At 40.8% G+C, this 22,215-nt stretch carries 4 protein-coding genes; all 4 read right to left on the reverse strand.

What is annotated here, in order from left to right:
* Window positions 1-2: 2 nt before the first annotated feature.
* The 4 genes from WSC_RS0106910 to WSC_RS22075 are packed head-to-tail and all read right to left on the reverse strand — an operon-like array spanning window position 3 to window position 22,184.
* Window positions 3-11,273, reverse strand: coding sequence for a PA14 domain-containing protein (locus WSC_RS0106910; protein WP_016955192.1), 11,271 nt, complete (start codon window positions 11,271-11,273; stop codon window positions 3-5).
* A gap of 9 nt (window positions 11,274-11,282) precedes the next feature.
* Window positions 11,283-15,281, reverse strand: a complete 3,999-nt coding sequence (locus tag WSC_RS0106915; RefSeq protein WP_016955193.1) for a LamG-like jellyroll fold domain-containing protein — start codon at window positions 15,279-15,281, stop codon at window positions 11,283-11,285.
* 10 nt (window positions 15,282-15,291) lie between these two features.
* Window positions 15,292-16,290 (reverse strand): hypothetical protein, encoded by a 999-nt coding sequence (locus WSC_RS0106920; protein WP_016955194.1) that lies wholly within the window; start codon window positions 16,288-16,290, stop codon window positions 15,292-15,294.
* A complete protein-coding gene (locus tag WSC_RS22075) occupies window positions 16,287-22,184 on the reverse strand; it encodes a tandem-95 repeat protein (protein WP_157447213.1) in 5,898 nt (1,965 codons plus the stop codon). Before WSC_RS22075 ends, WSC_RS0106920 begins: the two co-directional genes overlap by 4 nt.
* Between the last annotated feature and the right edge of the window lie 31 nt (window positions 22,185-22,215).

Genomic DNA, 22,215 nt, shown 5'->3' on the forward strand with positions numbered 1-22,215 from the left:
AATTAGTTTCCTGAATAAGAATAAGTTTGGAAAAACAGTTTGATGTCACTGACACCGTTACCATCACGCAGCACGGTATTTTGCCCAGGGATTTTTTGTCCATAGATAAAGGTATTCATACCATCTGCTGAATTAGCCAAGAAAGTGCCGCCTGGAATAATCAACAACCATTTGGTATTCCACACAGAGCGGCCGATTAAGCGACTGCTATACGTCATGTCAGTTTCGTTAAAATTACCTGTGTCATGGTATGCTCTAAAGCTTGAATGGCGGCGAATTTTATCAAATGAACCACTCAAGCCATCGGCACTCGGGATCCACGCAGTGTTATTTAAATCACTGTCTCTTGCTGGTAATGGCACAGGAATTACTTGGTCAACCACACTCCACTCACGTGTATCTAATTCCACGCTGTCGGGCACATACATGACATCCAAACCAACTGGGATCAAATATACTCTTGGCGTGGTTGATAACGCCGCATTGTTGTAGTTATCAAACCAGACTCCGACAGAGCGGATTTTAGTAGCATAGTTGCTCGCATCGTAGGCAAAATCACCACCTGATAACGGCCAACCAAAGAAGTTTTTACCAAACTCAATCGTCGATGAGAAAGGAATAACTAGCCCTGGTTGAGCGCCTGCACTTTCAGGGGCAAAGTTACGCGCAAAACGTCTGAACTCTTCTACATTCCATAGGTTATCTACCTTGTATTTAGCCAAAGTATTACGCCATAAATCATCGTCATCAGTAGAGTCTGCGTCTTGAGGGATGCGGAATAAACCATGTCGCAGAGAGAAACGACCTGACTCAGTTTGTGGATTGTTAAAGCCCATTTGTGTTTTTAATACGTCAAAGTTTACTTTCAAAGTAGAAAGTATTTCGCTTAACCCCCCACTACCGCTAACGGAGCCTGATAAAGCTTTTTCGCCCAATGCGCGCTCTTTGACTATCTGAGTTAACATATGTTGTGCGGATGCAGGATCACTCTCTGCTAAGTTAGTTTCAAAGTCGTACACTCGCGCTGCCATATAAGTATACCGAGCGGCTAAATCAAAGGCTGCACGATATTTTTGCAATGCATCGTATTGGCCTAACCTGAAGGTCATATCTTTATAACGTTCACCTTGCGCTTTGGCAGCAATACGTTTGTTTAAAGTTTCACGTTCTTCCAATAAACGCAGACCTTCGGCTAGAACTGTGCGATATTTTTCGCCGGCTTGGCGTAAATTCTCACGATTTTTATACATTTCAACTCGAAGATATGGTTCTTGGGTTGTTAAACTGTATTCGACTTCTCTTAATTGTTGCTGCGTTTCAAAATCATAGCCCGCTTTTTCAATTTCTAATTCATGTTCAATAGACTTGAGTTCTTTCTCAGATTCGGCGTCTATTGCAGCTGAATCTAATCCTGCACTCGCCGCAGATAGAACAGGATCAGTAATAGCCCAAGCAGTATACAAGGCAAAACGAGCTGGCGAAGAGGGATCTACCGCCAAGCCAACACTTTTTGGTAACGACTCAGCAGTATTGTCCACCACATTGCGCGCAAAATCTCTTGTTTCAGTCAACACTCGACTGGCTATTTGCAGATCTGCTATTTTATCCGTCAGTGCTTTTACTTCATTTTTATTAGTATTTTTTACTTGAATCACACCATCTTCAAACTGTTTTTGCGCATATATTTGACTAATCTGAAACTCCATATCTTCTATTAAATCATCATAAACATCTGCTGATTGGTTAAAGTTAGCTTGTGCAATGAGTATTTCCGCTAAGGCTTGCTGGATTTTCCCTGATGCTCGTCTAATACCCCAAGAATCAGGGGTTTCAAAGCCATATGAAGCAGCAGTTACAGGATATTCAACTTGAATTGAATTGGCTGTAACCACGGAATTAACCGTATCCATACTCGAAATATGATCTAAAGATGTTGTTCTAGCGTTGAAATACCCGGTCAAAATGGTATCGAAGGTTTTTCCATTTGAATTTGCTACAGGAGCAACCTCGTTGGTAATATCAATCGCATCAACATATTGGTAGAAGTACAAATCGGGTCCGTCGTAGCCAGCTTCGTATACCTTGCCACTGCCTATAGTACCTTCATATGGCGTACCAAAGATTTCAATTAACCTATTACGTAAATCTCTATCCTGATCTTGTGCCTGTTCAAGCATGCCTTGTGCTGTATCAGCCACTTCACGGATACGATTTTTTTGCTCATTGGCGTAATCGTAAACTTTAAAGGCATTTTCTAATGCTTGTTCAGCTCGTTCAGCTACCTGCTCAAAATGCGTCGCTGGATTGTCATAATTACGATCTACCCGCACAGGATCAATATCGAATGGCACAATATCAGGTGCAATGCCAAGTGGATTCTGCCCTTTGTCTGAAGACGATGCTAACGCATAGATACTTTGCGCTTCGCTAGCAATTTGCTGGATATCTACAACAGTGGTTCTATCAACTTTGCGAATATCTGCGCTATCAGTGTAATCAGCATCTTTGGCTGGAAGCATATTGTTAGCCATCAACCAATCAAAATACGCGCCAGTTGCTGCACGCTGTGCCCATTCAGATACACCCCAAGCACGTTCTGTTGTTCTGTCTTTATAACCTTGCCATTGGCCATCTTCATCTTCAACATAACTGGCGCGATAAGTCATATCCACGATATCTCGGCCGGTTTTGGCTCTCGCCGCTGCTATTTCTGCAAATCTCTGCTCATCTTGGAAATCAACATCTACAGTGACACCATCTAGTAATACTTTCTCTGCACGAGGCGTCCATTTAAATACAGGGCTTTGCATCAAGTCATAATAATAACGCAGTGCCATAGTGTAATGACCCCATGCATCTCCATGCCCTTGCGGATATAGGGTGCGCGCATCATCTTCATCAATGAAACCACTGCTATCAACATCTTTAATGTTGTAGTTAAGCGCGTATGCAACTTCACCGTCACCTATAGTAAAATTCCACAATAAGCGGTTAAAGGCGGGGCTTGCGCCGTATTCAGCACGTCCGCGCAGCAAGCTCAGTTCTTCTTGCAGCAAACTAGGCATTTGGTTTTTAAAAGTAAATATACTTGGCGCTAAGCTGCCATACTCTGAACTTTCAGTGGTAAAACCGATTGAAGGATCGAGCGCATCCACATAAGCTTCATTTGCCAGTAAGGTATATAACTGGGCTAAACGAGTAGCGGCTAACTGCAGTGCATTATTTACACTGCTAGTGCTCGTTGGTTGTGAAGCATCAATACTTAACGCACGCGCTCTATCTAACACAGTTTGATAGAGCTGGATTAAGCCAACATTTTCAATTACATCCTGATCAGCGTTTAACGCAACTGCACCGTTATAACGCTGGCCCGCTTGCTGCAACATGCTCGAATAAGTTGCTGGGCTGTCACTGCTGTAGAAATCGCTAATACGTGCTTCAAACAAGTTCACTCTATCGATAACACGTTTAACCCAACCTTCAGACAACTGTGCTTTGTAAACATTTTTGGCTGGATTATTATTAGCCGCCCCCGCCCAATCAGACCAACAACTAGAGTCATTAGCTGGATTACAATCTCTATGGCGATATCGAGTAAAGAATAAATTGTCAGCTAGCAAAGCAGCTGTTGCACCTTGTAAGGCAATTTGATTTTGACCTAAACCATTGTTTGGTAGGCTAAATGGTTTCCATGAATCAACCGCTTGGTCTGGCGGTGCAACTTCCAAACCATCGTCCGCACGATATTTCCACTCATACACCATATCCAAACCATTTGCGCCAAAATCTGCTGTATGTCGCAATACCACTTTTTCGTCAAAGACATTTGGTGGCATTAACACGTCAATTTCACCTCTGAATTTATGTGCTTTAACCAGTTTAACTATATGTAAACTGACAGGCGCTGAGCCCAAATCTTTATGGTTATTTTCAGCAATCGTCACATAGCTTATATCTGGAGCGCTCGAATTTGGGTCAAGCATTTCTGAGCTTGGCATTAAGGCCAAACCTGAGCCTAAACCCGCAGAATGAATAAACACACTGCTAGTGCTGCCGTCGACATTTTTCGTAGCCTCAAGACCAATGGCATATTCAGTCGCATTAAAACCTTGAGGGTTGCGCGATTTTGCATAAAGCTCATCGACTGTTTGTTTGAAGGTATTATTTGCACTTAATGTTTTGATAACCTCTACATCATCACTGGTCAAAATATTAGGTAATAATGAATAAATGGCCCCAGGCGCTGCAGTTAAAGAATCATCGCCCAAAGTTTTGCCATCAAGAAAACCTATCATCACTAGCTCTTTGGTCAGTGGATCGTAATAAATCCGGCTTTGTAAGTTGGCTGGTAACTCAGCAAAATAATAAAAACCACGCTGTTGAATGACTTTGCCTTGAGCCAAATCGAACTCTGCGATCTGATTAAATGCCGTACCTGTTGACGGCCATTTGACCGCGCGTTTTTCTAAAACCTGCGCTAATCGAGCTGAATATCGACTATCCGCACTATAGTTAGAATTTTGCCCCATGAGTTTGTTAACGTCGTCGTAAACAATTTGTCCTGCCGCAAATGCTAAAACACCTGGTAAACCTTTATCTGCAATGCCATCTTCTTCAGCTTCACCACCTGAATAAGTTAAAGTTTCACCCGCTTTTAGCATAGGTAAGTCTTCAGGCCATGTCGTATTGTAGGCAATTCGAACTTCGCGCTTTTCTCCATTTTGTATGCTCGAAAGAGGAATAAATGTCCCATCAGACACAGTATGACAAGTTGTGCTCGTCGCAGTAGTAGCAATTAAGCGCCCTTTAAAATCAGTAGGTTCGCTGGCGTTGTAGCATAACTGGGTATTTTGTGGCCACCAGAAACTTGGTTGCATTGGATACCATTGATAACTATACAAGGTTCCACCTCCTGAAATTGCCCAAGCTTGGCCTTTATGATCTTCCCAATAAACATTTTGCGATGGCGAGCTGCCTTGGTGTCCCCAATTCACATCTGGTATTTGTACACCTTGCACTAAGTTAATTGGATAAGGCGCCACCACAGGTTCACCCGCTTTCATTGGATAGGCAAAAGTATAAGCTAGCTGACTATCAGTTTCTGATGAAGTAGACGAGCCTGGCGTGATATCAATTGGTGCGAGCGCATCTAAATTAGCACTAGATATCAGGGTACCTTCAAGCAAGTTTTGAGCTGTTTGTGATGGTTTAATCCATCTAAAATATAACTCTGCTCCACCTCCATGTTCATAATATTCTAAACGAACATTATAACTTCGATTAGCTTCTAATCTTACAGAATGAGTTCGGTCAAACGGCCCGGAATCAATCCAAGAATTAATAACTAACGCACCATCTAACCATAATCTGACACCATCATCGGCTCGCGCGACTAACGTATATTGACCCGTTACATCCGGTGTAATAACACCGGTATAACGAACTGAAAAATTATCATTACCAAGTCCGTGGCCTATACTTCCACCAGTTGAAAAGCCAATATTCGACACCCGAGTCACAGCAACTGGACTGCCAGTTAGAGTTCGGTTGTTGAAATAGCTAGCAATAAAGCCACTTTGCGAACTCACAGCTCGAGATTTTAGTACACTGCTCGGAATAATCACTGCTGCTGTTTGACTCGGCTTTTTCCAATGCAAACTAAGTCTGGTTGAAGATGAAGCATCGTAATATTCAAGTTTCAATTTATAAGCATGATTCTTCGCCAAGGTTTTATTGAAAGTTTTGCTACGTTGCGCGCCGTCGGTCCAGTCATTAACCAATAACTCATCGTCAATCCATACTCGAACACGGTCGTCATGCTCTAGGGTAAATATGTGATCACCCGATTCTTGGACAAGCATTACACCTTCATAACGCACAGCTACATTATCATTTGGCAACGCGCTATCGAGTTGGTCAGCTGTAATATCTAAATTGGCAACTGAACTGCGGTGGATTGCGTTAGTAAAATTGGCATCGGCATAATAAGTTGCAATTAATCCGCTGGTTAGCTGACTAACTTGTTTATCAAATGCTTCATCCGCCGCACTCGAAGATGTTGAATGCACAGTTTCGGCATCTTCCATCTCTACCTTGTAGACCTTCATACGATATGCTGCTGGTGTTAACGTTTTGTCTTTGTACTGCACCAGCGTATATGGATGAGAGGTATAATTATCATCCGCAGTTGTGATATTTAAGTCAGTGCGCAAAGCAAAAGCCGCTTTTGGCCGTGGTGATTCGGTTTGATAGCGGAATGATGCTTCAATAAGCGAATGTTCTTCGTTCGGGTTGTAACCAGGTAATGCGGCATTTGGTTGGTTATAAATTTGAATCTCGTCAAATTTAGCTGGATCAAACATCTCCTGCTCAGCTATACGCAGACTGTTTTTGCCATCAGAGCCGATGCGGCTTGCAACCACTATGCGTTGTAACGCTTGTGGATCGTCATTGCCATTTAGTTTTTCCGGCCAACGAATATTATATCTAACCTTTTTAAATGGCCAATAAACCGCTTCAAATACGTTATCGTAACTATAATTTTTGTACCAGAATACTTCAAATAAGTGCTCAGGATCATCCGTGATAAAGTTTTTATTAACCGGAATAATCGGCCCAGCGAGCCGTTCTGGCATATAAATATTTGGGTTGTATCTAGCTAAGTTATTTTCAATGTATCCACTGTGCGGTGCGTTATGCTGACTATCAACCAAAACATCACCAACTGGTGCAGCTCCTGTCGTATGAGTCATGGATTGAGGCAATAACGATACAACCCGAACACACACGGGTTCGTTGTCTATATCACCAATAGCTGGACTTGCAGTATCATTGCCGGCTAAATTTTTATCCGTACAGGTGAATACTAGGGTCGATTTTTTATTCACCTCAGTGGTTTTCGGTACTGGATCGCTTGCACTTTCAAAAAGAAACTTGTCGACATTAACAACAGAGTTGTTTGTTTCAACCTCAGAATAAGCTAATTTAACAAAGGCCCAAGTATCTAAAATACTTCGGTCTAACCACACTGCAGGCGTATCAATAACATAACTATAATGACTTGCAACAGGCCAGTTGGATGTTAATTCAACTCTAAAAGTTTGAGCCTCTGTACCTTGCACCGCGTCATTGACCGACCACTCTAAACTAAACTTGCCAGGAATAACTGGGTATAACTTGTCTTCATAGTCAGCCCAAACAAACATGTCTTGGTAGGTCGTTGCATTTCCGCTAATAACAAAACCATTAAATGGCGCGGCATTTAAGCGATTATTATTGGTAAGCGTCTGTTTCAGTGATGCTACCGCAGTACCAATTGATGGGTCAGTTAAATTGGCATTGAGTATGTCAACTAAAGTTAAACTTGAACCAATTGATTGAGTTGCTTTAAGGGTAAGAATTTCCATTTCCCATGCCAGTGACACTGCATTACTTAAATTATTAATATCTATGTAGTAATAAGTTTGGCCATTAATGGTTGTGCTATTAGTCAAGTTACTTAAACTACCTGACTCAGGTAGCCCACTCGGTAGCCCTTTACCATATAACCAACCTTTAAGCTGGTTTAAACCACTTGCTGCTGGCATTAACAAACGTACATGATCGTATTCATTAACCCAATATTTGCCTGCATTTTGTTCGAGTTTAACCACCTTGCCAGATTGTAGGGTTTGAATGCGGACTAAATCTTCATACTTTGAAGCTGTGGTATTGAGATCTATCGCATATTGAGTTTGCCAGTTATAAGTCACTTGCAGCGGTGCATTAAAACTTAAACTTAACGGCTGCTGCCTTTGATCACTAGGCGTAAAATCTAATGGCAAAGCAACATCATTACTGACAAATTTCGCACCAGTATTCAAACCAACTAGTGTCGCATTATTGGTGTTGGTTGCAAATTGACTCGCCAAACTGGCACTTGAACCATCAAATTTTAAATAATACTCAAGGTTAGACTGAGCACTTGTAAACGCTTGATTCATATTGTTGCGAATTTGCGCCTGTGTTCTCGCCTCTCGCCAAATTCTTAACTCATCAATTGAGAAGTTTTTCTTGTAACTACTGCCTCCCAATGAATCATTCCAGAAAGTCGCACCTAAAAAGCTCCAATCTCTATCAATTGAACGCGGTAAAGGCATGTCATAACGCGCACCAGCAAACTGCCCGTTAATATAAAAAGTCGCAGTGTTTTCGCTACGATCAAAAGTTAACGCAATATGCTGCCATTCATTATCGGCCAAAGGCTGAGTTGCTAACAGACGAGGGTAAGGGTCAGACGAGTTGATTGTTGAATCCAAAATATAAAACTCTGGTTTTTTTCCTTCCCCATTTAATCCCACCAATAAGTTGTTGCGGAAATTACCATTGTTACTTGCACTTGCTGAAATATCGAGCACACGGTTGCCATACAAGGTGCTGTTATCGTGAGGGTTTACCCAAAATTCGATGGTGAAATCACCATCAAATACCGCTTTATTCATTGTAGGCAAGTCAGCTTTTGGTGTTGCAAATGTACTACCTGACAGAGTGAGTGCAGAACCTGAGTTGGTAAATGGACTATAACTTGTACGTTCGTCCAGTACTTTTAAACCAATGTCGTTGAGCAAAACTCGCTTATTGTTATTGGCTGTATCTACAACTGCACCATTAACTTGTAAGGTGACCTGCTCACCTTCTTCAATCCAGTGGCGACCAATGGTTGGTTGAGGATTTGGTTGAGCTAGTGTGTACTCACCTAAAGTAGTTATATTGGTTTTTAAATCTAATAAGTGTTCAACTTTCCAATTAAATTTAATTGAAACATCTGAACTAAAGGTAAATGAATAGCGACATGCTTGACCACTAACCACTTGGTCTTCTAAATCATACCCAGTACACGTATAACGTGTTACCGCTCGGGTATCGTTGGGATCAGATACAAGAATTTTTTGGTTTGCTTCGTCTAATACAAAATTACCAGAAGAATCAACTTGATACAAAACTTGACCATTTTTATCTATGTAATATTGATTAGGCGCACTGACTTCAACAGTTGAGCCTTTTATATAATTAAAATTGCCAACGCCAGGAAATACCAAATCACCTCCATATGCAGAATCAATATTTACCGTCGCTCTAGTTGACCATTTACCACTAGAACTGATGGCAAGTATAAAGCTCCTGTAATCGTTAGCGCCTGCGGACAATTCAACTTTATCACCAGACTCATCAAGCAGGGTTAAAGTGCCATTAGTAAAATATGTACCAACAGTAACTTCGCCCGAATTCGGATTAACACTTATACCACCACTATATTTTTGGTTTTGCGGTAACTGTCCATCAAATCCATTTGGCCTAGCTATCCACTGCCATTGCAAGCTTGGATTCAGTTTACCAACAAAAAACGAGCGGTTACCCGTTGTGACACCGTCATACTTAATTGTATCTTGAGACTTGAAGTCAGCTGCACCACCTTGCTCCAAAGTGGCCATTAAATAGATATTGCCAGATGAATCTGACGTAAGATCAAAAACCTCGCCGTTATAAGCAGCACCATTTTGCATTTCGATAGATGCAACTGTGTTGTTAATTTTATTTAGGTTGCTATCTAATGCGTATAACTTGAATCCAGTGTTTAGTACGGGTGTTACACTTGCATGGCCACTCGCAGCGGGGTTAGGAACAATAATCTTTGCTAATACGTAAATTTTAGAGTTTGCGTACAGTGCAGTAACGGGTACTTCGCCTTCAAAAACAACGCCTTTTTCGATGCTACCATCACTTGCTCGTTTAAATATTAAAGATTTACCTGTGTTACCACTATCATATTCATTCGGTCTAAAAACTTCACCTGAACGAAGAAAACTGTCTAAGACTTGATTGTTATTGCTGTCTAGTATTTTATCTTTATAAGAATTACCTGCTTCCTTTATTTCTGCGCTTCCACTTTTTGCTAAATAGTGAGGCCAATACCATGTCCCAATACCATTAGAGTCTATACCCGTGGAAAAATAATCCCTGTATACAACCTCATCCAATTGGTTGTCGGTCGGGTGCTGATAAGTAATACTAAGCCTTGCACTCTCCCCACCTCTATCGTCATAATGTTCAATTGTAATATAGTGATAACCTGCGTCTAAGGTATACACCTTATCCTGATGGCCATTCAGATGAACTTCCATTGCGTTCTCTTTGGCTTTGTTAACAATAACTCGAGTCACATCATCTACATGGTTAAGCGTAAATTTATAGTTACCTGATTTGTTTAATCGAATCACGCCGTCGACACGATTATAGTGCCCATCATCGTGTTTATTCAGAGCGGGTCGAGTCGGGTAACGCATACAGGTTTCATGATTGTGCGTGTCACCACAAAGGCGGACAGCGTTGAAGGCTTGCCACCCTCTATCTTCAATATTCCACCAGTTGCCAACAAACCCATCATGGTTTTCATTCCACCCGCGGACTAAGTTACTATAGAGGTAACCTGAATAATCTACAGCACCTGTTGCACCATCAATTTGCTGACCATGTGCCAACTGATTCATACCGTGAAAAGTGTAAAGCTTACCGCTTGAGTCTTCCACCACGGCCTGAGTTTCGATTGGAACTTCAAATCGTGTATCGGACCTATTTTCTAGATAACGATCATTCTTAAACTGATACTTTGATACATGTAGTTCAGTTTTCTTTTCCCATAATTTTTCCCCGGCACTATTTCGTTTCTCAATGCTGGGCTGTATATATTGGTAGTTAGCTTCTAAGCCTGTTGTCGTTTGATAACTATTGCCTACTTGAACTATGTCTCCGGATGTCGTAACTATATAACCTCCAGAACTGTAGTTACTGGAATTGCTTAAAATTTGAGAATAGGTGCTAGGCAATGAATTACGAAATTTGTATACAAAATCATGGTTATTCTCCGAGGTAGACAATGATAAATACACAAAATCGGATGTTGTTGACAGAGTTAAAGAGTTTTGGCTATTCACTGTTATTGGGTATGACGTAGCTTGAGTAACCTCCCCCAAATGATTTAACTTTACTAAAGATATACCTTGCTTCGCGACTTGATAGGTTTGACGCTCAATAGTTAACAGACCTTTCGAATCATTGACCACTGCTATATAAAGGTTGCCCTTTTGATCATACAACATATCTTTAATTTGACCACCAGATATATCCATAAGATAAGGTGTTGCTGCTATCAACGGACTACTAATATAGAGGAGCAATAAACCAACTAATGACTTTCGTGCCGGATGAGTGGCCAACCAATCAAATATTATTTTCATTGTCATCTCCTACTGATTCAACTGATTGACTGTGCTAACTAATTGCATACTAAATCTGCCTTTCGAAATAATAGGTGCCAACTCGCCATTTTTGCTTTGTTGATGCAGTCCTGTCACTTTTTCAACATAAACACCAGTTAATTCATTTACCCCTAGTTTGGAATTTTGCGCTCTTTGCTCTGCTGTATATTCGTCAAAGGTAAATTCAATATGGCGTTTAATTTCAAACCCCTTATCTAAATCGGGATGATATATATGTCGATATGGGTTGAGTGGGTGATCAGCTGCATAAGTCAGCAATACAGAAACTTTGCCTCCTTCGCCTACCCCACCTTGCATGATTTGTTGTGTTTTAACTTTTTTGCTTGCACTGTCATAGTCCAAGATAAATGGCACGGCAGACAAACGTACACCAACCAATTTGCCATTTTTACGTACCATACCGTCGTAATTAGCCAACAAGGATTGGTCAGTGATCAATACAGGTCGCACGCTGCCTTCACTCTCTTTGGTTTGCATTAAGGTTACTTCAGACAGAATATTGGTTTGTGTCGTATTGGCGTGCAGCAAAAATGGTAATAAGAAGGTTGAACCCGCCTGGGTAGGTTTACTCACAGCATCGGCACCCGCTTCAAAGTGAGATTCATTCACTTCTCCAACTACAACACGGCCTTGCCACAAACCAGTTTTTAATTCACCAACTGGCATATTGCTACCTAATATAATTGGTGAATTACTAAAACGAATACCAACCGCTGTCGTTGGTGCTGAATTGTCTGCTGCGGTTGCATTGTTCCCAGACACTACATCAGTATAATTACCGGCAAAAACATCGTTAAAATGCCAGCTAGCAACAATTCCTTGGGAATCTTTGGTTGGCGTAGCCTTTTGCAACGCAATTAAATCAGCCAAAGGTAAACTGCGCGACCAAATATGTAACTCATCTAACCAACCGTGATAAAAACCTTGCCCTTGGGTCCCTAAAATGAAAGGTTGGCTTGATGCGTAACTCGTGCTATCAAAAGTATTTGCTGCCAAAACAGCCCCGTCTTTTAAAACGTCAATGGCTAATTTATTGTCCGAATTGATATAAAATTTACACGTCCAGTGATGCCAAGTTAAATCTAATTCAGCGGCTTCTGTTGTCACTCTTTGACCATTTAACTCACAATAAAAAGCATCAGAGCTAGTCACACCTATTTTTAGCGCGTTATCGCCATCAACTTGTTCAAGTAAACTGGCACTTTGACCCGAACTGGCCATTCTTGTCCAAAAGTCTATCGTGATGCCGTTTTGTACATCCAGCGATACCGCTTGGGTGGTTAAAGCATCATCAACACCATCAAAATAAAACGCTTGGTTTAAATCAATTTCAGCAAAACCTAGACCTGTGATTAAATGAGTCGAAGAAAATTTACTTAAACTGGCTTTGTTCAGGGTCAAGCCAGCTGTAGGCGAAAATAAAGATTGATTAAAATTTTGCGCCAATACTAAGTTAGGCTCAGCACCAGTTAATTCAATTTTAAATAATAATTTCAATTGCTCAGCAGTCAGAGCTTTGCTCCACAACTGAACTTGATCAATTGCACCAGTCAAACCTGCCAAGCTAGTTGCTGAAGTTGCTTTACCCAGTTCAAACAAATTGCTCAGTAAAGAGCCAACTTCGGCTGTTGCTTCTGCTTCACCGTTAACCAACAAACTCAGTCTATTGTTCGAATAAATCAGTGCTAAATTATGCCACTGATTATGGCTTAAAATACTTGTTGAGGTTAAAACAGGTGTAGATTGTTGATTTACATAAACAGCTATTTTACCGTCAGTTAGTCGGGTGATATGCCATTGATTACTACCAGCAACAAATTGTTCCAATGCATTATTTTGTGCGACATTCAGCCACAACGACGCGGTAAAAGCAGTGGCTAAATCGGCTTGTTTAGCAGATAGATCCCAAGTTGCTTGTTGCTCAGCGGTCGAGAAATTTAACGCGTATTCACCCAAAACAGGGATATACCCATCAAGATTAATATTTTCGAGTTTAACTCCCCAAGATTGTAACTGAGGGCTAACACTTGCTTCTGTGCTAACTAAATTGCCCGCTGAAAAGCTATCATTAAAGGTATAACTACTTTGTGTATCAGAGCTAACAGGTGTGTCTAAAGTTTGTTGTACAACTAAGTCGGCAGTTTGTTGAATTAACCTTTGCGACATGTTGCTACGAATATCTTGTTGAGTTCGAGCCGTTTGCCAAACTCTTAATTCGTCTATTTCACCGGTAAAATATTGCTCAAATCCGTTACTACCAACAGATAAAGCACCGGTTGCGACTGCTGTTTTAACATTGGTTTTTTGTCCTACTTGTAGGCCATTTCTATAGATAGTAAGAGTTCCGCCGTTTGAATCTTTATCATACGAACAAGCAAAATGAATCCAAGGGTATCCGGCAACTACACTGGTTTCACTAACAAAATCTTGTTGGTTGTTTTGGGTAGCACAGTAAAGTTTTCCTTGGTTGAAGCCCATAACAAAACTAGAGTTGGCGTATGCCCCAGAAATAGCGATTGCAGGATTCATGTTAGATGAAGTCGTAACTGGCAGCTGATTTTTCACCCAAGCTTCTACGGTAAAACTGCTATTGGCGATTAAACTTGAATAACTGGCATTACTATCAGTCAATACAGTGCTTGCACTACCTGTAAAACGCATTGCGCTTTGTCCTTTAGAAGCTGAGTTTAAAGTTAAATCAGTGGCTGCGACCAGCTTAGTGCTCGCCGTTTTATTGGTTATTAACGCGAATTCATTTGCGTGACCCGCTTGGTTTAAAAATTTTGCCGCTGGAGTCGTTTGCTCAATTTGGCTGAACTGGCTATTAATCAATAACCCCGTTTCGTTGCCGATAAGATTAACTTTGAAACTGTTAACAATTTCATCAGCACTACGAGCACTATTCCATACCCTAGGCTGAGATATGCTCATCGCCGCAGACGATTGTTGCCAATAAAGATTTTCCGTAGGGATCACTTGTTCAACACCAGACGGTGTTTTCCAACTTAAACTAACATTGGCCCCCCCGGCATTGTCATAGTATTCAAGTTTTATCGGTGTAAAACTACCCTGTATGAGGTTAATTGTTGCTTGACCTGTAATACCCCCACCATCACGCCATACATCAATTTTTGGAGTGCCTGACACATCAGACACCCATAATTTCAATCCATCGTCGCTTAGTGTTTTAAAGGTATAATCGCCCGTTTCTGCCGCCACTACAAAACCTTGCCAACGAGCAGTAAAATTGTCGGTATTAGTTTTCCCGCTTAACGTTTGGGCACCAGAATCACCAAAATTAAAGTTAATATTTTTATCTATCGCGCTGCCAGCATGGTGCACCCATTGCGAGTATTGATAGCCGTCAAAAGCATCCATTTCAGAGTGACAGTTGTGTCTAAAATCATCAAAGGGTTCGACACGACCATAACAAATTTTTCGTTTAGAATCGTTGTAATAATCCGCCCTAAGACCTTGATAATAATCCGCACTAAAGAAAGTTAGCTGAGCTTGGCTGAAATAGGCTTTATCAGTACCGTTATTTAATTGGTAACTTTTTAGTGCTTTGCCATCAACATATAACGTCAATGTCAGTATTTTGCTAGAGGTTTCGGCCTGAGCTGTCAACGCCAAATGATGCCATTTATCGTCAGCATAAGTATCATCGCTGACAAGAAAAACTTGGCTAATTGGGTTGTCTGCAACTTCAATTTTACCTTGATTTAACCGCACACTTAGCGCACTTTTGCTTGTAGTTTTATTTAAGCGCAACAAACCTGAGTCTGCATCAGCAGTTTTAAACCAGAATTCGATAGTTGCATTATGAGTATCAGTAGGCAAAGTCGCAGATTGTAATTTGTCGCCTTGATCAAGCACTAACGCATTCGGAGTAATCGCTTGCGCATTGAAAGTCGCCTGCAGTGCAGCAATAAGGATAGCAGCTGCGGATAGTTTCGATTTATTCATATTTATATCCCTAGCGTTGTGCCGAAATTGGTATTATACGTTTCAGACCCAAACCGCGAATTTCTAACAAACTGGCACGACTTTCAGCTTCAAGCATTTGGTTACGCTGCAAAACAAAATTTATATGGGTCAATTGATTTTGGGTTAACAAAGGTGACTGATAGGTTGTCAAATCACTAATAATTTCTGCTTGTTCGACTGAATCAGTTTCAATGGCCAGTGGCACAATTGCGGTAGATTCAAATCCGCTAATCATATTGAAGGAAAAGTCAGCGGGGATCTCAGATAAATTCCGCACTGTAACTTTTATTCGATAATTGTGCGGTGCAAAAGTTAATCCATCAGTTGCAACTCCACTTATCTGCAGTGCACCGTAGAAGTCAGAGCCACCTTGGCTATAAATCCAATATGCTTGATTGTTTTGAATGAGTGTTTGGCTCGGTTGACGCACAAGTTGCCATTTACTCTCAACTAGCTGATAGGCAACCAAGTCTTGGTGACTGGGTGAAGCACTAAAAAATTGCGCAAATGAAGGGGGGTTACTTTCGTCAACTTCAAAACCTATGAGGGTAAAACCATTAGCTTGCCACTGAGGTTGGATAAATTTTACCTCACCAGGTAAATTCCAAGTAAAATCGGTTGTGCTGTGTATTAGGTATCCACGACCAGCATTTAACCTTGATAAGTTAGTTAAAAATGCATCTGGTCTACTAGGTGCTATCCACTTATGCCACTGAGCTGATTTCCAATTTTGCTCAGATGGATCATCAATAAAAGTAACGTTAGAAACAGGCGCAAAATAACTTGCTATCATATCAATTGGCGTGTCAACCAATAAACTGTTTAAGTTTTCCGCGTTTGGCGTTACGGTCAAATAAATAGCATTCCAACCTTGCTGCAAGTTTATCACCTGTTGTTGTGTATTTGCGTGCACATTAGCCACAAACACAGCTGCAAATACAGCGAACAAACAATAAAGTTGTCGCACTAGCTTAACTCCAATTTTCACAGAATATTCCTCACACTTTGTTGACGATGATTGCGACTTTGCTGCCTACAACCCACCAAATTCCTGTAACAAATAAATATAGTTAGTAAATACAAATATATATAAGCAAAAGCGCCTCCCTGGCTGCTAATTCCCGATGCAGGGAACACATTACCCAACTGAGTTTGGGTGGTGTTATTGCTGATGTCACTCTCAATCGTGTCTGCTTTAGTTATTGCTGTTATATAAGCAGACTCACGCTCAAATCCGTCATTCATAGTTAAGCTAAAACTTATATCGGCAAAAGAGCCGTTTACCATAGTCCCAAGCTGACATAAAAACTCAATTAAGTTCTCAGCTGGCACTCGTACGCATTGCGACGGGATACTCAAATATCCTAAGCCTTGCGGAAAAGCAATCTTTAATTGATTATTGGTCATACTTTGTTGCGAGTAATTACGCACAGTCGCGGTGTAGCTAAATTGTTGTTTAGATGCATCTTCTGCCAATGCTGTAGCACTGACGGCCACATCGCCAACAAATTGGTTAAATCCAGACACAACTCTATTGTTGTCAGGATTAGTGTCGGCCAACGAAGCAGAATGAGTCGCAGTAATTTGTTGCTCTACAAACTGTCCAGCCAAAACAAATGGAATGCTAATTTCACTATTGGCAATAATACTGCCGATTGAACACTCGACTTGTGTATTTGACACCTGGATACAATATTGTGGCATTGAGTCAACGCGGAAATTTTCGCTGCCCAACTGAATATTCAATTTATTTTCTAAACTATTCACTTGCGCCAAATTCTCCACCCATAATTGATAAAGAATTTGATCTGCAGTGCCAACCGACGTTGTGACAATTTGGCTATTACTACGCAGAACTAAATCAGCTTGCAAACCCATACTGCCATCATTGTTGCTGGTAAACAGTGCCATTTTACCCTGCGTTTTATTAAAGCTGATAATGTCAGCTAAACCATCACCATTCAGGTCGGCAGGTACAATAACCGAAGAATCCGAAACGATTGCCGAGTCCTGTAATTCAAATTGATTTAACGTGCCTTTGTTACGATAAATTTGCACTAAACCAGATGTATTGCCGACCATCAAATCAGGTTTATTGTCACCATCAAAATCAGCAATTTCGACCTTACTACTCGAACTACTGCCAAATGTACTGACTGTCTCCAACTTATCTGCTGTGGTTGAAATAATACTTACCGCTCGTTTGGCTTTAGTACTATTAGTAACAGGAGGCGCTGCTGTCACGACTATTTCTTCGCTTGCATCACCATCCAGATCCGCTACCGCAATGTCCGTGATACCAACAATTTCTAAAGGTTCGCTAGCAGGTACAAAAGCTGCTTTTACAACTTTACGAGCAATATTTGTTTGACTCGTTTCAAGCGGTCGAGCTGCTACTGCCCGAGCCGAAACTTGCGAGTTTTGCAACTGATAGAAAATTGTTAATAAGTTTTGAGTCGTTGCTATGGCAATTTTATTATCGACTTTTAAATTCGCGATGCTGACAATCGGGTTGAGCGCGGTATAGATATCTGGCGTTTCGGTGAAATAGCCGTCTACATTGATATAAATACTTAAGTTATAACCAATGCCTGCAATCGCTAAATCTGGGAAGCCATCTGCATTAAAGTCGTGACTATAAGCCTTTTTCCCTTGTGCCATAACTACACTTTGATTATCGGCGGTAAAAGTCAGCTCGCCTGTTTGATAATGCACAGAACTCGCTTGACCTTTGCTATTTAGAACAAACACATCTAACTGGCCATCTAAGTTGAAGTCTTTAACGATCAGATTTTCCGTTTGGCCTAAGTTATCAATTTCCGCCAATAATCTTCCCTGAGCACTGCCTTGGCCTAAACTTAATATTTTTACCGAATCATCAATTTCAGTTCCGGCGATCACCTCTAGACCTTGTGAACTACCAATATCTGCAGCAACAAAAGCTGTTGCGTTGTTAATATCAAAACTCGCGTTACCTTGATTAACAGCTTGTTTGATAAAACTTACACTAGAGGTAAGATCCGCTAGTGAGTTATTTGAATCGTCGGTCAAATTGGCGGAGAAAATAGCATCTTGAACTTGAGTACTGGTTAAAGTAATTGACAGCTGTCGGCTGCTATTTGCAGCAAGATTTAATTGGCAATTTGCAGTTAACTGCGTAAATGAACAATCAGGTGAAGAAACAACTGCAACCCCCTCTGATAACTCAAGCTGTAAATCTGTATTGACGTCAAAATCAGCTAATGACTGAACAGTTAACGTTAGCGTGGTATTTTGCTCAATAAACGCAGGTGAATTAGACCATTTAGCAGTTATATGTATCTCTGCACCTTCGCGCTGGAGGATTTCAACTTGGTTATTTTGCTGCTGACTCGCTCCAGCCAAGTCTTTAACTGTTAGAGTAAATTGGTTATTACCGGTTAAATCTGTTGGTGCGAAACCAGACAGGACCAATCCATCTAAGCTTAACCAATCTGGCCCTTGATAGGTTAATTCAAGGTTGGCGTCATCAGGGTCGAGTACACCAACAAAATATTCAAAATAATCACCTTGAACTAAAGTGGTATCAGGCAAAGTTGAAGTAAACAGAGGTGGATCATTGACCGCAGTAATACGAATATTTACCGTGGTTGTGTTTGAAAATACTTGGCCGTCAAATACACGATAACTAAAACTATCTTGAGTAAATTCAGAACCATCATGCTGATATTCAAAACTTCCGTCGGTTTGCATTGCAAACACACTTGCTCGACTTGGCTGAGAAACTAGTTGAAGTGTGAGGGTATTTGGCTCTGCATCCACATCAGAGTCGTTGATTAACACGCTTTGCGCCAAAGCAACCGACAATAATCCCCCCTCATTCACTTGGTAAGTATCAGCCACGGCAACAGGTGCATCATTGATGGCGGCTATCGCAACATTAACAATAATACTATCGCTTAATTCGCCATCCGACACAGTTAAAACAAAATTATCTGTGCCGTTTTGATTGAGCTTGCTTTGATAAACTAAATGATCACTTTGTAAGGTCACTTCGCCTAACAAAGGTTGTTCGCTAATAGACCATTGTAACGAAGACATATCCTCGTCTAACGCGGAGAATGCCAAACTTGTTTGCTGATCTTCATCAAGAGTCAGGTCAACTTGTTCATCAAGCTGAATAACGGGGGCGTCATTGACGCTGGCAACATTAATAATAATAGACAAGGTATCGGTTAATTGGCCATCGGTGAGCGTCACACTAATAGTATCCGGACCAAAGTAGTCTGCAGCTGGTTGATAATGTAAAAGCCCATCAACAATGCTAACCCTTGCTTGGCCATTGGCTGAGTTGATAATCCATCTTGTGTCGACTGTATCTGGATCCAGCGCGGTCAAAGGCAGGGTGAAAACTTGGTCTTCTAACGTGTTTACAATTGTGCTCAGCGGGCTAGTACCATCTGCAAGGAGAATTTGTGGTGCATCATTTTGTGCTGTCACACTAATACTAATTTCAATCGTATCGGTTAACTCACCATCAGATAACTCAACTACAAACGAATCCGCTTTGTCACTATTCGCTAACGGTACATAACTAACTAATCCTTGATTAACAGTTGCAACACCAAATTGAGCTGGCGTTATTATAGTCCAGATAAAACTTGTACTGTCGCTGTCAGTTAATGATAATTTTCGTGAAACACTCTGATCTTCAATCACTGTAAGTGCCAAGTTATCACCCTGAGTAATGATCGGGGCATCGTTTACCGAAATGACCTCAAGATCAAACTCTTGTAGCGTTTGACCGCCTGCCGAATCTGTGGCAATTAATTGGATAGGATAAGTGCCAACCAGTGATTCAGTCGCTTGACCTACCAATAGATAAGTTGTGCCATCAACTTGTTGCAGATTTAACCATTCGGGTAACTCTGCAGTCAGCTGGATATTTGTATCTTCAATATCTGTAACTTCGATTTGGTATTGATAAGCTTGATCTTCTAAAACACTTGTTGTTGCTGTCGATGTAATAACAGGTAAATCATTTACCGCTAATACTTCAATTTCTACCGAAGCAATATTAGATAATTCACCTTGGTCATCCGCAACTTGGTAACTCAACGTATCCGTACCATTGGCATTCTCATTAGCTTGATAAACAATACTTCCATCAGCTTCAACACTCGCAATACCTAAACTGGCTTCAGCGACAATAACCACACTGCTTGCATCTAAGCTGCCATCTATATCTTGGTCATTTGCTAATACATCAATAACAATTTGTCCGTCTTCATTGAGCTGAACAATATCGTTATTAGCATGCGGCGCATCGTTGACTGCTGTGACTGTGATATTAACGACACTAACATTCGAAACTAAACCACTTTGGTCAAATACTCGGTAGCTGAAACTATCTGAACCAAAATAATCTGCATTTGCTGAATAAGTCACCATACCTTGCTCATCGACACTTAATTGTGCGAATTCTGCAGTTTGAACGATTTCAACCGAGGTTTTATCTATATCGTTTTCAACGTCTAAGTCATTACCCAAAACATTTATGACTTGTTGTGCATCTTCAACCAATACAACCTGATCATCATGGGTTACTGGTGCATCAGCAACTGGCGTCACTTCTATAAATACAGTTGCTGGATCTGAACTGGCAGATTCACTGTCTAACAGGATATATTCGAAACTATCTTGACCATTAAAGTCTGCTTGCGGCTGATAAACCCATTCACCAAACTCGTCTTGCACTACTTGACCGGAAGTAGCCTGGCGGAAAATGCGGATATTAGTCGAAAATAACTCTAGGTCTTCAATGTCAGAATCATTAGTAATTAAGTCTAATTGAATACTTTGATCTTCCGCTATCGTAACCTCATCATCAACGGCAATAGGTGCATCATTAAAACCTTGAACGTTTATAAGCACTTGTGTTGATTCTGAATAATCTCCGGCTAAGTCAGCAACTCGATAACTGAAGCTATCTGTTCCAACAAAATTTGCATTTGGGGAGTAACGTATCTCACCATTTTCAACAACGGCTATGCCGTTTGACGCTTCGGTTACTAAGGTTAAACTTTCAGCATTAATTTCATCGTCAATATCTATGTCGTTAGCGAGCACATCCACTAATATGGTTTGGTCTTCATCTAGATTAAACTGATCAGGTAAAACATTCGGTTTATCATTAACTGGCAAAACAGTTACAAATACACTGGCTATATTGGATGCTTCACCTTGGGTATCAGCAACTGTGTATGTAAAACTATCTTCGCCAGCGAAGTTTTGCGCCGGCGTATAAGTAATCACGCCATTTGCAACATTAACACTCACGCTACCATTAAGTGGTGTATCAATAACTTGCACACTTGAAGCGACCAACAAACTGTCGCTATCAAAATCATTGTCTAATACATTTATTTGAATGATTTCATCTTCATTAGTTTGAGCTATGTCATCGGTTGCAACCGTTAAATTATTAGCTGTAGTAAATAGCCAATCTTGAGTTGTTTGAGCTAACACATTATCTGACAAGTCAGCTAATGTGTTTTGTGCTAATAAGAGTTGGTACTGAGTATTTGGTTGTAAATTGTTTTGTAAATTGAAGAATAAAACATCACCAACAATACTGATTGATTCAGTCGCAACTACTTCAACTTCGGTACTATCATCCACTCGAATAACACTAACACTTGGTGGATTATCAACAACGGGTTGAATAATTTCACTAAAGAGTATCGAAAATTCTAATCCACTCGTTGGAACTAAGTCGTCTCCTGCCGCTGGTAGATAGTCAATAATGACAGGTACATTAGGATCAACAACAATAATCTCAAAGCTTTGTTGCAAAGCTTCTATGCCGTCGGTTACGGCTAATACCACAGAATGTGAACCCACTTCGTCGTTGCTTGCTGTGCCACTGAGTGCG

This window comes from Catenovulum agarivorans YM01, assembly GCF_000281085.1.
Taxonomy (GTDB): Bacteria; Pseudomonadota; Gammaproteobacteria; order Enterobacterales; family Alteromonadaceae; genus Catenovulum; species Catenovulum agarivorans.

Excerpts from the sequence above, each read along its gene's own strand:
- WSC_RS0106915 (WP_016955193.1), bottom strand. The coding sequence starts at position 15,281 with ATGAATAAATCGAAACTATCCGCAGCTGCTATCCTTATTGCTGCACTG.
- WSC_RS0106910 (WP_016955192.1), bottom strand. The coding sequence starts at position 11,273 with ATGAAAATAATATTTGATTGGTTGGCCACTCATCCGGCACGAAAGTCA.